This window comes from Pseudoduganella sp., from assembly GCF_041914865.1.
In the GTDB taxonomy this organism is placed as follows: Bacteria; Pseudomonadota; Gammaproteobacteria; order Burkholderiales; family Burkholderiaceae_D; genus Rugamonas.
In genome coordinates, this window is the sequence record NZ_JAYSCO010000003.1 from 33,026 (window position 1) to 46,144 (window position 13,119).

The following is a 13,119-nucleotide window of genomic DNA, read 5'->3' on the forward strand; positions in this document are numbered from 1 at the left end:
ATATGAAGAACCACCTGAGTAAAGGGCTGCTTGCGGCAGCCCTGTTGTTTGGCTGCGCAGCCGCGCAGGCCGATCCCGCCACCTACGCCGCCAGCCTGAGCGGTGCAGCGGAAGCCCCGCCCAACGACTCGCCTGCCACCGGCAGCGTGCACGTCGTCTTCGACATCGCCACCCACTACCTCAGCATCGCCGCCAGCTTCCACGGGCTGGAAGGCTATAGCGGCGCCGCCCACATCCATTGCTGCACGGCCGTTCCCGGCACCGGCACGGCCGGCGTGGCCACGATGCTGCCCACCTTCCCCGGCTTCCCGGCCGACGTCACCGACGGCAACTATGCCGCCGTATTCGATACCTCGCTGGCGTCGTTCTGGAACGCCAGCTTTATCAGCAACCACGGCGGCACCACGGCCGGCGCCGAAGCGGCCCTGCTGGCGGCGCTGGAAGCGGGCACGTCCTACTTCAACATCCATTCGACCGAGTACCCGGGCGGGGAAATCCGCGGCTTCCTGGCGCCGATCCCGGAGCCTGGGCAAGCCGTGCTGCTGCTGGCCGGCCTGCCCCTGCTCCTGCTGCTGCGCCGGCGGCGTGCACCGGCGCAATGAAGCTTAGCGCGGGATCGGGTTGCGCGAGGCGACGTTCAGCATGTTCCAGGAACGGATGACCGCCACGACAAAGCCCAGTTCCGCGATTTCCTCGGCGGAGAAGTGCTGCTGCAGGCGGGCATAGGCGGCGTCATCCGGGTCGCGTACCGGGATGGCGTTGATCAGCTCCGCCCATTCGAGGGCGGCGCGTTCGCGCTCGGAGAAGAACGGGGCCTCGCGCCAGCCGGCCACGGCGTTCACGTGGCGCGGGTCGACCTCCAGTTTCAGCAGGTCCTGGTAATGCATATCGATGCAGAAGCCGCAGCCATTGATCTGCGAAATGCGCAGCAGGACCAGGTCGACCAGCTTGCGGCCCAGCAGTTCGCGGTTCAAGCCGTCAGACAGGGCCAGCAGGTTCTGGAACGATTTCGGGGCGAGTTTGTAGAAGTTGTAACGCAGGGTGCTCATGGTGCTTCCTTTCAGTCTGGGGATGAAGACCGCACTGTGCGGCCTTCTTGTCCATTAGACGGGGCAGCCCTGCCGTTTGTGACAGCTCAGCGCAAAACCCCTGCCAGCTTGTCGGGATTACGCACCACATAAATGCCGGTGATGCGCTGGCCGTCGCTCAGGAAGCCCTGGGCCGACTCCAGTTGGCCGTCGATGAAGCGCAGCAGGCCCGGTTCGCCGTTGACCAGGGCCGGGCGGTACTCGACGGCGCCCAGCTTGTGCATGCCGGCGTACAGCGCGGCGATCTTGTCCGGGTCGGTAATGACGATGCCGAAAGACTTGACCTTGCCGCCGCCGTCGCCCACCAGTTCCAGGTCTTCCGCCAGCAGGGCGCGCACGGCGGCCTTCTCGCCCGTGGCGGCGGCCTGCACGAAGCGTTGCAGCAGCTGGCGGTGGGTTTCGGGCGGGATGTCGAAGCGCGACTGCGGCTTTTGCACGCGCTCGCCGGCCCGGCTCACCATCTGGCGGCAGGCCGCTTCCGATTTGCCCAGCTGCTGCGCCACGTCGGCGTAGTCGTAGTCGAACACCTGGCGCAGCAGGAAGGCGGCGCGCTCCTCCGGGCCGAGGCGCTGCAGCATCCACATATAGGCCAGCGACAGGTCGCTGGCGCGTTCGGCCTGGGCTTCCGGCGTTTCCTCGTCGACCGCCACCAGCGGCTCGGGCAGCCACAGGCCCTCGTAGGCTTCGCGTTCGGCAATGGCGGCGCGCAGGCGGTCGATCGAGAGGCGGGTCACCACGGTCACCAGCCAGGCTTCGGCCGATTGCAGGCCGCGCGTGTCGGCGCCCTGCCAGCGCAGCCAGGCGTCCTGCACCACGTCTTCGGCGTCGGCGCGTACGCCGAGCATGCGGTAGGCGATGGCGAACAGCCGCGCGCGGTGCGCGGCGAAAGTGATTTCGTCAGTCATGCACGGGACTATACCCGACCTTCTGCACTTTCAGCAGGACCTCGCGCAATTCGCGCACGCGCGGCGGCTTGCTCAGCACCTCGTCCACGCTGGCCGGCCTGGCGTCGATGTCGCCCTCCGGTATCAGGCGCTGGCCCCAGCCAGTGACCAGGATCACCGGCGTGGCGGGCGACATTTCCTTGATGCTGGCGGCCACCTTGCGCCCGTCCACATGCGGCATGCCCAGGTCGCTGAACACGGCATCGAACGGCCGGCTCTCCGCCTGGGCCAGGCGGAATTGCTCGATGCCGGCGGCGCCGCCGTCGGCCGCCACCACTTCGTGGCCATCGCGCTGCAGGATGGCGCGCATCGAAGCCAGCACCGCCGGGTCGTCGTCGATCACCAGCAGGCGCATGGAATCGGCAATGGCCACGCTGGGTGGCGGCGCTTCCAGCGGCGGCATGGCGGGATGCGCCTGCAGCAGCGGGAAGGCCAGGCTCACCGTGGTGCCCGCGCCCAGCATCGACTCCACCTGCACCACGGCGCTGTGGCGCTCGGCCATCGAATTGACGGTGGCCAGCCCCAGGCCGCTGCCGCGCTCCCCTTTGGTGGTGAAGAAGGGGTCGAGGCAATGGCGGCGCGTCGCTTCGTCCATGCCGATGCCGCTGTCGGCCACGTCCACCAGCACATGCTCGCCGGTGCTGCGCGTGCGCAGGGTCAGCGTGCCGCCGTCCGGCATGGCATCGACCGCGTTGAACACCAGGTTGGTGAGCGCTTCGCGGATCTCGCTGTCGGCGCCCATGATGCTCGGCAGGCCGGGCGCCAGCTCCAGCTTCATGTTGATGAACACACCGCGCTGCTGCGGCATATCGCTCCAGCGCGCGCGCGTCAGGTCGGCCACCTGCTGCGCCAGCACGTTCAGGCTGACCGCGCCCAGCTCCACCTGCGGTTCGCGCCGGCGGTACAGCTCGCGCATGCGCGCCACGGTGGCCGCCACGTCGTCGATGGCGCGCGCGATCACCTGCAGGTTGCCGCGGCCGGCGGCGCTCAGGCCGGTTTCCGTTTCCAGCAGGGCTTCCGTGTACAGGGCCACCGGCGAGATGGCGTTGTTGATGTCGTGTGCGATGCCGCTGGCCATCTGGCCCAGGGCGCGCAGGCGTTCCTCGCGCGTGACCGATTGCTGGGTGGCGTGCAGCGTGTGGTAGGCCTGCTGCAGGGCGCCGTACAACTGGGCCTGGCGCGCCGCCAGCGCCGCATGTTCGCTCAGCTGGCGCAGGAATTCGCATTCGCCGCTGGCAAAGGCATTGGGCGCCACGCGCGCCACCGCCAGCACGCCGAACACCACGCTCTCGGCCTGCAGCGGGGCCAGCACCAGGGAGGCCAGGCCGCCGCGCGCCATGCGCTGCGGGAAGGGATAGGTGCTGCCGCTGATGTCCGGTTCGTACACCAGCTGCCCTTTCACGCAGCGCGACAGGCCGTTGTTGTCGATCGAAACCTGGGCGCCCTCTTTCAACGCCGCATCGCCCGGCAGCAAGGCATTGCCCAGGCCGACGCAGCTCGCTTCCAGCACGCCGTCCTGCAGCAGGAAGACGCAGGCAAAATCGACCGGCAGCTGGTCTTCCAGGCTGCGCACCAGCACCTGCAGGATGCTGCGCAAGTCCTGCCGCTCGCCGATCGAGCGTGTCATCTGGTGCAGCAGGCTGAGACGCGCCAGCTGCGCCTGCACTTTCAGTTCGGCGGCCTGGCGCACTGCCATCTCGTCGTGCAGGGCGGCGTTGGCGTGCACCAGCTCATCGCGCGAGACGGTGGTGCTGCGCAGGCGCTCGGTCATGGTGTCGAAGGCGCGCGCCAGGTCGCCCACCTCGTCCACCGCCTTCAGGTTCATGCGGAAATCGAGCTTGCCGGCGCCGACCTGCTCGGCGCCGCGGCGCAGCCGTTCCAGCGGATGCGCCACGCTGCGGATGGTCATGGCCAGGGTGCCCAGCACCGTCAGCGCCAGCAGCAGGCCGAGGCCGGCCGCCACCATCGAGGCGCTCTGCTGCGCCGCCAGCACGCCTTGCCGGCTGCGCCGCGCCAGTTCCTCGGCATCGCCGATCATGTCCTGGGTGCGCGCCATCAGCTGGCCGAACAGGCGCGCTTCGAGCTGGCGCAGCACGTCGGCCTTCTCCGGTTCGCCGCGCAGCTCCTGCCGCACCAGCACCAGCTCGGAAAAGTGGCGCGCCAGCAGCGGCAGGTTGCGCTGCAGGCCCCGCAGCAGGCGCTCCTCCTCGCGGCCGCGGAACAGATCGCCGCGCAGCAGCAGCCCTTGCAGCGATTCCTTGCGCAACTGCCATTGCAGGTGGGCGCGCCGCTCCTGAGTCTGCGCGAATTCGAGCGAGAGATAGCGCAGCGACACCACGCCCGACACGATTTCGCCGGCGCGCTCGTTGCGCTGCAGCTCCTGCCGCACCTGGCGCGTGGCGCCCAGCATCAGCAGCACGGCCAGCGCCGCGCCGGCCAGGCAAAGCCACTGGGCCCATTTGAGGCGGGTGATGATCTTCATGATTAATGGATGACGGTGACTGCCGACGGCCGCACCCCGGCCAGCCCGTCCAGGTACATGTTGTCGAGGAAATTGGGCATCTCGCGCGAAGCGGCCAGGCGGTTGCGGATGGCCCAGCGGGCGCGGTCTTCCAGCGCCAGCAACAGCGACTGGTCCAGCTCCAGCCCGAAGTGGTAGGACGGCCAGGCCGCCAGGACTTCGGCCCGCTCCAGGCGCGCGGTGGCGGGCAGCATGCCGTGCACCGCCTGCGGCTGGCGCTCGCAGTAGGCGGAGGCCTCGTGCAGGGCCTGCAGCGCGCGCTGAATCACGGCGGGATGCTCGGTGGTGTAGCGCCGCAATGCAACCAGGTTGTAGATGCTTTCATAGGCTTGCTCGCCCGAGAAAGCGACCGCCGCATCGCCCAGCTGCTTGCGCGTCGCCCCCAGGAACGGTTCCCAGCCCGAAATCGCATCGACCTCGCCGCGCTGCAAGGCCTGGCCCAGCTCCTCCGGCTTGTAATTGACCATGGTGACGTCGCGCCCCTCCATGCGCTGCCAGTTCAGGAACACGTCGAGCGTGAAGTGGCCCGAGGTGCCCTGCGTGACGCCGATGCGCTTGCCTTTCAGGCTGGCCGGCGTCACCACACCGTGGTCGCGCCGGCCGACAATCCCATGGTCCGTGCCGGAGCGGAACAGGGTCGCCAGCACCTTGACCGGCAAGCCGTCCATGGCGGCGAAGACGATGGGGATATCGGCCACCGTCGCCACGTCGGCCTTGCCTTCCACCACCGCCTGCAGCGACGCCTTGCCGCTGGAGAAAGGCAGCACCTGCACCTGCAGGCCCTGCGCCGCGAAGTAGCCGCGCTGCTGCGCCGCCACCACCGCGCAGGCGCCGACATACTCGGTGTTGGCGGCGATCACCAGCTTTTCGGTCGCCAGGGCCGGCGGGCGGCGCTGCTGCCACAGCCAGGCCACGCCGATCGCCAGCAGCAGGAACAGCAGCGCCAGCACCTGCAGCGCGCGGCTACGCATGCTGCACCTGCTGCGAGGTTTCCGGCGCCAGCGGCAGCTCGATCCAGAAGGTGCTGCCCTGCCCTGGCGTGCTGTCCACCCCGATCTCGCCCTGCATGGCTTCCACCACGCGCCGCGTCAGCGCCAGGCCAAGGCCGCTGCCCTCCACTTCCTCGTCGCGCCCGAGGCGGTTGAAAGGCTGGAAAATGTGCTGCACCTGGTCCGGCTCCAGCCCCGGCCCGGTATCGCTGACGGAAATGCGCATGCGCTTGCCCTGCGCGTCACGGCAAGCCACCGCCACCTTGCCCTGCTCGCGGTTGTACTTGATGGCATTGGATAGAAGATTGATCAGCACCTGCACCAGGCGGGTACGGTCGGCGCGCAGGCGCAGCGGCGGCACAGTGGCAAAGCCCAGGCTGACGTCGTGCTTGCTGGCCAGCGGCGTGACCATCATGCGGCACTCCTGCAGCACGGTGGGCAGGTCGACCGCCTCCAGCGCCAGCGGCACCTTGCCCGCTTCGATACGCGCCAGGTCGAGGATCTCGTTGACCAGCTTGAGCAGGTGCTGGCCGGACTGCACGATATTGCGCGCGAAGCGCTGCTTTTCCAGCTGGGTGGCCGGCAGCTTGTCGGCCGCCAGGATTTGCGCGAAGCCGAGGATGCCGTTCAGCGGCGTGCGCAGTTCATGGCTCATATTCGACAGGAAGCGCGACTTCTCGCTGCTGGCCTGCTCGGCGGCGGTGCGTGCCTGTTCCAGGCGGTAATTGGCTTCCGCCAGCTCGATCACATTCAGGCGCAGCTGGCGTTCCAGTTCGGCGTTGGCCAGGCGCAGCGAGCGCGTGGCCTGGGCCCGCGCCAGCACCGGCAACAGGGACGAGGCCTTGAACGGCTTGACGATGTAGTCCAGCGCGCCGGCCTGCATGGCGCGCACGGCGGAGGCAATACTGCCCTCGCCCGTCATGATGATGCAGGCCAGGTCCGGGTCGCGCTGCAATGCGGCTGTGACCAGGGCGATGCCATCCAGTCCCGGCATATTCAGGTCGGACAGCATCAGGTCGTAGGCGCCGGCCCGCAGCCGTTCCAGCGCCGCTTCCGCGCTGGCGCAGCCGTCCGTCTCATACTGATACTGGCGCAGCACGTCGCACAGAGCGCCGGTCTGGGCGCTCTGGTCGTCGACGATCAGGATACGCAGCTTGCGAACGTCTGTCATGCAATCCTCGCGGATGCGGGAGTTGATTTGGATTATGACCTTCGGAATCGGCCTAAAGTCTCACCAAATCTAACGGGCCCCGGCGGCGGGGGCGGCAAGCACCATGAAACGCGGGGTGCGGCGCACCAGCCGGTACTGTTGCAGCTCCGGCACATCGCGGTTGAAATAGCTGACGAAGTCAATGACGGGGCGCCCATCCGGCCCGGTCTCCTGGATAAGCAAGCGCGGCGGCGCACGATAATAGTCCTGCGCAAACGCGCGACGTATCCACGCCACAGCCTCACGGTTGCCGCCGCGCTCCATCGCCTGCACGATGGTCATGGTCGGGAAGCGGCTTGAGGAGCCGATACCGGCCTCGGTCACCAGCGGGAACGACACCTGAAACGAAGAAAAGATGATCACCGGCCCGCCCCCCAGCTCACGGATGACCGGCCCCAGCGTGTCCGGATGCGGATTAATCTTGCGCCCCTCCACGCGCGCCGTGAACAGAGCAAACAGCGAAAGCAAGGCCATCACGCCCGCCACGATGACTGGCGTGAGCGGCATCCCGCGCACGCTGCGATGCGCCGTAGCGCTGGCAGCGGCCAGGCCGAATAACAGCCAGGCCAGCGACAAGGCGCCTATCCAATGGTAAGACCAGCCCTTCTGCTGCACGATGGCCGCCAGGGTGAAGCCTGCAATCGCCAGCCGCAGGACGGCCGGCAGCTCCCCCGCGCGCGGACGAGCCAGCGATGCCAGCAGCACCAGCAAGGCCGTAGCGTAGAAATACGGCACCGTCAGGAAGGCGCCCCAGCCTTTCGAAAAGCCCCAATAACCGGTTGCTAGCAAACGCACCATGTCAAGGTAATGCGGCGCAAACAGCCAGATTGCCGCCAGATAGGCCGCCAGCAGCGCCACCGCCGCCACGCACCCCATCGAGAGCCGGCGCAGGCGCCAAGCCGCGTAAACCTCCACCAACAGCGGCACAGCAAAAAAATGCGGCTTCAAGGCGAAGCCGATTGTCGCCAGGACTGCAGCCGCAACCTGCGTCGATCGACTGGCCGGCTGCCGATTGCAGCGCAAGGCCGCTTCCGCCAGGTAAGGCAGGCCGCAAAGCAGCGCCAAGTGTTCGCGCTGGCCAAACTCATACCCTGGCAGCAGCAGCGCCACAAACACACCCACGGCCGTCCAGCTCCACCAGAAGCCGCCGGCCAGTTGGGCGCGCAGCAAATGGGCCGACCAGGCGACCGCCAACATTCCCGCGGCCAGCACCGCCAAGCGCAGCACCAGCGCATCAGGCCAGCCGGTATGCAGCGCAAGCCACGCCAACGGCAGTTTAAGCCAGACAATGAGGGGCGGATTGATCTCCGGCACATCCACGTACAGTGTGGCCCCGCGCAGCACGCGCCCGGCCGCATACAGCAGGTACGCAACGTCGTGGTTCAGCGTGTACAGGAAGCAGGCCGCCGCGCCGCAGGCTACCGCCAGCGCCACCAGCAAAGCGGGAGCCCAGCGTAGCCAGCCAAGGCCGCGCATCGCGTCGGCGTCTCCCAGCGCCCAATCTTGCGGCCGCGCGCTCATACCTGCTTCTCCACGATATAGCGCGGGCGCCGCTTGCTTTCCAGGTAGATCTTGGCCACATACTCGCCCAGCACGCCGATGCTGAGCAGCTGCGCCCCGCCCAGGAAATAGATCGGGATCACCGACGAGGCCCAGCCCGGGATCACATTCCCGTGCGCCAGCTTGCCGTACAATACCCAGAACACCATGACAAAACTGAACATGAAGGTGAGGAAGCCAAGCAAGGTGATGAAGCGCAGCGGCGCCACGCTGAACGAGGTGATGCCGGTGATGGCAAAGGCCAGCATCTTGCGCAGCGGGTATTTGGAGATACCGGCAAAGCGCGGCGCACGCTCATAGTAGACGATGCCGCTGCGGAAGCCGAGCAGCGGGATCACCGCGCGCAGGAACATATTCACCTCGGCATACTCCTGCAGGTGCGCCACCACCCGCTTGCTGAGCAGGCGGAAGTCGGCATGGTCGTACACGATCTCCACCCCGAACAGCTGCATGGTGCGGTAGTAGCCGCGCGCCGTGAGGCGCTTGAAGGCGCTGTCCGAGGCGCGCGAATTGCGCACGCCGTAGACCACCTCGCACCCCTCGTGGTATTTGGCGACCATGGCGCCGATCACCTCCGGGTCGTCCTGCAGGTCGGCATCGATCGACACCAGGGCGTCCGCTTCGGCCAGCGCCAGCCCGGCCAGCAGGGCGTTCTGGTGGCCGCAATTGCGCGAGAGTTTGAGGCCGTGCACGCGGCGATCGCGCGCCGTGTATTCCTCGATCAGGGACCAGGTGCGGTCACGGCTGCCATCGTCGACGAACAGCAGGAAGCTGTCCGGCGTCACCGCGCCGCGCGCCTGCAGGCCGTCGAGCAGCGCCAGCAAACGCGCCACGGTGGTCGGGAACACCTCTTCCTCGTTGTAGCAAGGGACGACGATTGCCAGTTTCGCGCTCATGCCTGGTCTCCAAACACAAACTGCTTCTGCACAAGGTAGGACAGCAGCGCCATCGGCGGGATCGCCACGGCACCGGCCCAATACGCATCCAGCCCCAGGCGCATGCAGCCGCCGATCAGCAGGATGTTCACGCCATACAGCACCGCCCAGCCGGCCAGGTAGCGCGGAAAGCGCCGCGCCCCCATCTGCCGGAACACCAGCGCCGAATGGGTGCGAAAGCTGAACAGGATGCCGAACACCAGGCCGCCGAGGCTGGCCAGCGCATACGGCAGCCCCGCCCACAGCAGCGCGGCATACACGGCGTAGCTGGCGGCCGTATTCAGCCCGCCCACCAGCAGGAAGCGCAGCCAGCGCCGTTGCCACAGCGCCTGCGCCGCATTCATGCGCGCACGCCGAAGCGGTAGAACGCCATCCGCAGCAGGTTGTTCACGCGCGCCATCAGGCTGCCCGCCAGCAGGTCGATGCCGCGCGCGCCCACCTTGCGCAGGAAGCGGCGGAAAGCCTCGCCCTGGCTGCGCCCGACCTGCGCGCTCCACGAGCCGGGCGTCACGCGGAAGCTGGCCAACGGCGCGGCGCAATACCAGGCGTCGCCATGCTGCAGCAGGCGGAACCAGTAATCCAGGTCGATCACATAGCCGATCTCGCCGTCAAAGCCGCCCACTTGCCGCGCCAGCTCACGCCGGAACAGCACCGCGCCCGGTTCGCCCAGCAGGTTGGTGCCGCGCCGCAGGCACTGGCGGCGCAGCAGCGCGCCCGGCACCGGCCCGTCGCCGCCGCGCCCGTAGCCGCGCACCATCAGCGCCCGCCCGGCGCCGTCCATCACGGTGCGGGCGCAGAAGGCCAGCGCCAGGCGCCCTGCCCGGTCGGACTCCAGCGCGGCCACCTGCTGCCGCAGGCAGTCCGGCGCCAGCAGGTCGTCATGGGGGAGCAGCTTGATGTAGGTCCCGCGCGCCTCCTGCAGGCAGCGGTTCCAGTTCGCTTCCGCGCCGAGGTTGCGCTCGTTGCGCAGGAAGCGGATGCGCGGATCGCTGTAGCGCGCGACCAGCTCCGCGGTGCCGTCGGTGGAGTGGTTGTCGACCACCAGCAGCTCGAAATCGCCCAGCGTTTGCGCCAGTACCGAGTCGATAGCCTGCCCCAAGTAGGCAGCGCCCTGGTAGGTGGGGATGCAGACGGAGACGAGCATGCCCCGATAGTAGCAACAAAAAATAATAAGAAAAGGGGCCGCAGCCCCTTTGTTGCATTACTTCGACAGGCGCCGGCCGCCGTCAGCACTGCGGCGCCGGATACTCCCACTGGTTGTTGAAGGGGTTGAACCGGCCCTGGACCTGAACCCGGATCTTGCAGCCGTTCTCATACTGGATCAGGCAGTTGCCGTTGGTGCACGCGGAGCGGCAGTTCACGACACTGGTGCGCGGGCGGCAGTCGGCGCCCGCCGGCGCGCTGACGTCGGCGGCCTTCTTGCCGAAGCCGGCAAAGTCTTCCCAGTTCTGGATATTGTTTTCCGGGCAGTTCGTATAGCTCTTGGCGCACGCCGCGTAGGCGCTGTCCACCGCCGCCTGGCGCGAATCGTAGCCGGTGCTCCAGGAGCAGCCATTGTCGCCGCACACCAGGGCGCCGTAACCGGGCATTTTGGCGCGCGTCACGATCTTGCATTGCCTGGCCAGTTTGCCGATGCCGCTCTTTTGCGCGTCCTCGCGGCAGCCGCGCAGCGCTTCCTTGTCCGCCTCTTTCTGCGTGGCGTAATTGCTGGCGCGGTGCCAGGATTGCGAAGCGTAGCCGTCGATGGTGGCAATGGCGGTATACGCACTGGCGCCAGGCGGCAATGCGATCAGTGCTGCCAGCAGCAGCGCTTTGAAGCGGGTCATGTCGGCCTTGTTTAGCAATAAAGTGTTGCAATATAGCACAACAAATTGCCAAAAAGGGAAGATGGAATTGGGGCCGCGCGGCTGGCGGCCCCGGGTGTGGCAGGGATTACTTCGACAGCAGCATCTCGTTCATGCGTTTGACGAAGGAGGCCGGGTCGGCCAGGGTGCCGCCTTCAGCCAGCAGGGCCTGGTCGAACAGGATGTGCGCCCAATCCTTGAACTTGTCGCTCGCAGCATCCTCGTACTTCAGGCGCGTCACCAGCGGGTGCTGCGGGTTGATTTCGAGGATAGGCTTGGACTCCGGCGCAGCCTGGCCGGCCGCTTTCAGCATGCGCAGCAGGTTGCCGGACAGCTCGTGCTCGTCCGCCACCAGGCAGGCCGGCGAGTCGGTCAGGCGGAAGGTGACGCGCACTTCCTTGGCTTTGTCGGCCAGCGCTTCCTTCATCTTGCCGACCAGTTCCTGGTACTGGGTCTCGGTCTCGGCGTGTTCCTTCTTCTCGGCCTCGTCCTCCAGTTTGCCCAGGTCCAGGCCGCCCTTGGCGACGGAGTGCAGTTCCTTGCCCTCGAAGTCGTTCAGGAAGGACAGCATCCACTCGTCCACGCGGTCGGTCAGCAGCAGCACTTCGACGCCCTTCTTGCGGAAGATTTCCAGGTGCGGCGAGTTCTTGGCGGCAGCGTAGCTGTCGGCGGTGACGTAGAAGATCTTGTCCTGGCCTTCCTTCATGCGGCCCACATAGGCTTCCAGCGACACGTCCTGCACATCGCTGTCGTTGTGGGTGGAGGCGAAGCGCAGCAGCTTGGCCAGGCGTTCCTTGTTGGCGAAGTCTTCGCCGATGCCCTCTTTCAGCACCTGGCCGAATTCGCTCCAGAAGGTGGCGTACTTGTCCTTCTTGTCCTGCTCTTCGGCGTTGGCCAGTTCCTCCAGCATGCCCAGCACGCGCTTGGTCGAGCCTTCGCGGATGGCTTTCACGTCGCGCGACTCCTGCAGGATTTCACGCGACACGTTGAGCGGCAGGTCGGCCGAGTCGATCACGCCTTTCACGAAGCGCAGGTAGGTCGGCATCAGCTGCTCGGCGTCGTCCATGATGAAGACGCGCTTGACGTACAGCTTGATGCCGCCGCGCTTGTTGCGGTCCCACAGGTCGAACGGCGCCTTGGCCGGGATGTACAGCAGCTGGGTGTACTCGCTGCGGCCTTCCACCCGGTTGTGGGTATGGGTCAGCGGCGCGCCGAAATCGTGCGAGACGTGCTTGTAGAACTCGTCGTACTGCTCCTGCGTGATCTCGTTCTTGCTGCGGGCCCACAGGGCGCTGGCCTGGTTGATGGTTTCCAGCTCGTCCGAGCCATCCTTTTTCATCAGGATCGGCAGCGAGATGTGGTCGGAATACTTGCGGATGATGGATTTCAGCTTCCAGTCGTTCAGCAGCTCGTCCTCGCCTTCGCGCAGGTGCAGGATGATGTCGGTGCCGCGGCCGGCTTTCTCGATCTGCTCCACCGAGTAGTCGCCCTCGCCGGCCGACTCCCAGCGCACGCCTTCGCTGGCGGCCAGGCCGGCGCGGCGCGATTCGACGGTGATCCTGTCGGCCACGATGAAGCCGGAGTAGAAGCCGACGCCGAACTGGCCGATCAGGGCGGCGTCTTTCTGCTGGTCGCCGGACAGGCGGCCGAAGAACTCTTTGGTGCCCGACTTGGCAATGGTGCCGAGGTGGGAAATCGCCTCGTCGCGGCTCATGCCGATGCCGTTGTCGGAAATGGTGATGGTGCGGGCTTCCTTGTCGAAGCTGACCTTGATTTTCAGTTCATGGTCGTCGCCGTACAGCGCGTCATTGTTGATCGCCTCGAAACGCAGCTTGTCGGCGGCGTCGGAAGCGTTCGAGACCAGCTCGCGCAGGAAGATTTCCTTGTTCGAATACAGCGAATGGATCATCAGCTGCAGCAGCTGCTTGACTTCCGCCTGGAACCCCATGGTTTGTTTATTTTCTGCCATTTTTACCTCAATAGTCTTGTGGATATGTTTCCAAAGGCGGTAATTGGGGCCGCTGCAAG

The 13,119-nt window shown here is 66.7% G+C and carries 12 protein-coding genes; 1 reads left to right on the forward strand and 11 read right to left on the reverse strand.

Annotated elements, in window-relative coordinates; translation table 11 throughout:
• The first annotated feature begins 2 nt into the window (after positions 1–2).
• Positions 3–602: a CHRD domain-containing protein gene (locus ACE3TQ_RS02120; RefSeq protein ID WP_374580265.1), complete on the forward strand. Its 600-nt coding sequence runs from the start codon at positions 3–5 to the stop codon at positions 600–602.
• Positions 603–605: 3 nt separating this feature from the next.
• Here ACE3TQ_RS02120 and ACE3TQ_RS02125 read toward each other — a convergent pair whose 3' ends face one another.
• The 11 genes from ACE3TQ_RS02125 to htpG all read right to left on the reverse strand — a co-directional run bounded on the left by ACE3TQ_RS02125 (position 606) and on the right by htpG (position 13,060).
• Positions 606–1,049 carry a carboxymuconolactone decarboxylase family protein gene (locus tag ACE3TQ_RS02125; RefSeq protein ID WP_374580266.1) on the reverse strand — a complete coding sequence of 148 codons (444 nt, stop codon included), beginning with the start codon at positions 1,047–1,049 and terminating at the stop codon, positions 606–608.
• Positions 1,050–1,135: 86 nt separating this feature from the next.
• The gene (gene sigJ, locus ACE3TQ_RS02130; RefSeq protein ID WP_374580267.1) at positions 1,136–1,993 is read right to left on the reverse strand and encodes an RNA polymerase sigma factor SigJ; all 858 of its coding nucleotides are present in this window, start codon (positions 1,991–1,993) and stop codon (positions 1,136–1,138) included.
• Entirely contained in the window at positions 1,986–4,514 is a 2,529-nt protein-coding gene (locus ACE3TQ_RS02135; protein WP_374580268.1) for an ATP-binding protein, read from the reverse strand. Before ACE3TQ_RS02135 ends, sigJ begins: the two co-directional genes overlap by 8 nt.
• Before the next feature lie 2 nt (positions 4,515–4,516).
• Entirely contained in the window at positions 4,517–5,524 is a 1,008-nt protein-coding gene (locus ACE3TQ_RS02140) for an ABC transporter substrate-binding protein (protein ID WP_374580269.1), read from the reverse strand.
• Positions 5,517–6,713, reverse strand: coding sequence for an ATP-binding protein (locus ACE3TQ_RS02145; RefSeq protein WP_374580270.1), 1,197 nt, complete (start codon positions 6,711–6,713; stop codon positions 5,517–5,519). The genes ACE3TQ_RS02140 and ACE3TQ_RS02145 overlap by 8 nt, the downstream gene beginning before the upstream one ends.
• Positions 6,714–6,782: 69 nt before the next feature.
• Positions 6,783–8,273 carry a hypothetical protein gene (locus ACE3TQ_RS02150; RefSeq protein ID WP_374580271.1) on the reverse strand — a complete coding sequence of 497 codons (1,491 nt, stop codon included), beginning with the start codon at positions 8,271–8,273 and terminating at the stop codon, positions 6,783–6,785.
• Positions 8,270–9,208 carry a glycosyltransferase family 2 protein gene (locus tag ACE3TQ_RS02155; protein WP_374580272.1) on the reverse strand — a complete coding sequence of 313 codons (939 nt, stop codon included), beginning with the start codon at positions 9,206–9,208 and terminating at the stop codon, positions 8,270–8,272. The genes ACE3TQ_RS02150 and ACE3TQ_RS02155 overlap by 4 nt, the downstream gene beginning before the upstream one ends.
• Positions 9,205–9,591: a GtrA family protein gene (locus ACE3TQ_RS02160; RefSeq protein WP_374580273.1), complete on the reverse strand. Its 387-nt coding sequence runs from the start codon at positions 9,589–9,591 to the stop codon at positions 9,205–9,207. The genes ACE3TQ_RS02155 and ACE3TQ_RS02160 overlap by 4 nt, the downstream gene beginning before the upstream one ends.
• The gene (locus ACE3TQ_RS02165; protein WP_374580274.1) at positions 9,588–10,391 is read right to left on the reverse strand and encodes a glycosyltransferase family 2 protein; all 804 of its coding nucleotides are present in this window, start codon (positions 10,389–10,391) and stop codon (positions 9,588–9,590) included. Before ACE3TQ_RS02165 ends, ACE3TQ_RS02160 begins: the two co-directional genes overlap by 4 nt.
• Before the next feature lie 82 nt (positions 10,392–10,473).
• The gene (locus ACE3TQ_RS02170; protein ID WP_374580275.1) at positions 10,474–11,073 is read right to left on the reverse strand and encodes a hypothetical protein; all 600 of its coding nucleotides are present in this window, start codon (positions 11,071–11,073) and stop codon (positions 10,474–10,476) included.
• Between the two features lie 106 nt (positions 11,074–11,179).
• A complete protein-coding gene (gene htpG, locus ACE3TQ_RS02175) occupies positions 11,180–13,060 on the reverse strand; it encodes a molecular chaperone HtpG (RefSeq protein WP_374580276.1) in 1,881 nt (626 codons plus the stop codon).
• Between the last annotated feature and the right edge of the window lie 59 nt (positions 13,061–13,119).

What these genes read in the sequence shown, in the direction of transcription:
- ACE3TQ_RS02120 (WP_374580265.1), top strand. Translation starts at nt 3, where the DNA reads ATGAAGAACCACCTGAGTAAAGGGCTGCTTGCGGCAGCCCTGTTGTTT.
- ACE3TQ_RS02125 (WP_374580266.1), bottom strand. Translation starts at nt 1,049, where the DNA reads ATGAGCACCCTGCGTTACAACTTCTACAAACTCGCCCCGAAATCGTTC.
- sigJ (WP_374580267.1), bottom strand. Translation starts at nt 1,993, where the DNA reads ATGACTGACGAAATCACTTTCGCCGCGCACCGCGCGCGGCTGTTCGCC.
- ACE3TQ_RS02135 (WP_374580268.1), bottom strand. Translation starts at nt 4,514, where the DNA reads ATGAAGATCATCACCCGCCTCAAATGGGCCCAGTGGCTTTGCCTGGCC.
- ACE3TQ_RS02140 (WP_374580269.1), bottom strand. Translation starts at nt 5,524, where the DNA reads ATGCGTAGCCGCGCGCTGCAGGTGCTGGCGCTGCTGTTCCTGCTGCTG.
- ACE3TQ_RS02145 (WP_374580270.1), bottom strand. Translation starts at nt 6,713, where the DNA reads ATGACAGACGTTCGCAAGCTGCGTATCCTGATCGTCGACGACCAGAGC.
- ACE3TQ_RS02150 (WP_374580271.1), bottom strand. Translation starts at nt 8,273, where the DNA reads ATGAGCGCGCGGCCGCAAGATTGGGCGCTGGGAGACGCCGACGCGATG.
- ACE3TQ_RS02155 (WP_374580272.1), bottom strand. Translation starts at nt 9,208, where the DNA reads ATGAGCGCGAAACTGGCAATCGTCGTCCCTTGCTACAACGAGGAAGAG.
- ACE3TQ_RS02160 (WP_374580273.1), bottom strand. Translation starts at nt 9,591, where the DNA reads ATGAATGCGGCGCAGGCGCTGTGGCAACGGCGCTGGCTGCGCTTCCTG.
- ACE3TQ_RS02165 (WP_374580274.1), bottom strand. Translation starts at nt 10,391, where the DNA reads ATGCTCGTCTCCGTCTGCATCCCCACCTACCAGGGCGCTGCCTACTTG.
- ACE3TQ_RS02170 (WP_374580275.1), bottom strand. Translation starts at nt 11,073, where the DNA reads ATGACCCGCTTCAAAGCGCTGCTGCTGGCAGCACTGATCGCATTGCCG.
- htpG (WP_374580276.1), bottom strand. Translation starts at nt 13,060, where the DNA reads ATGGCAGAAAATAAACAAACCATGGGGTTCCAGGCGGAAGTCAAGCAG.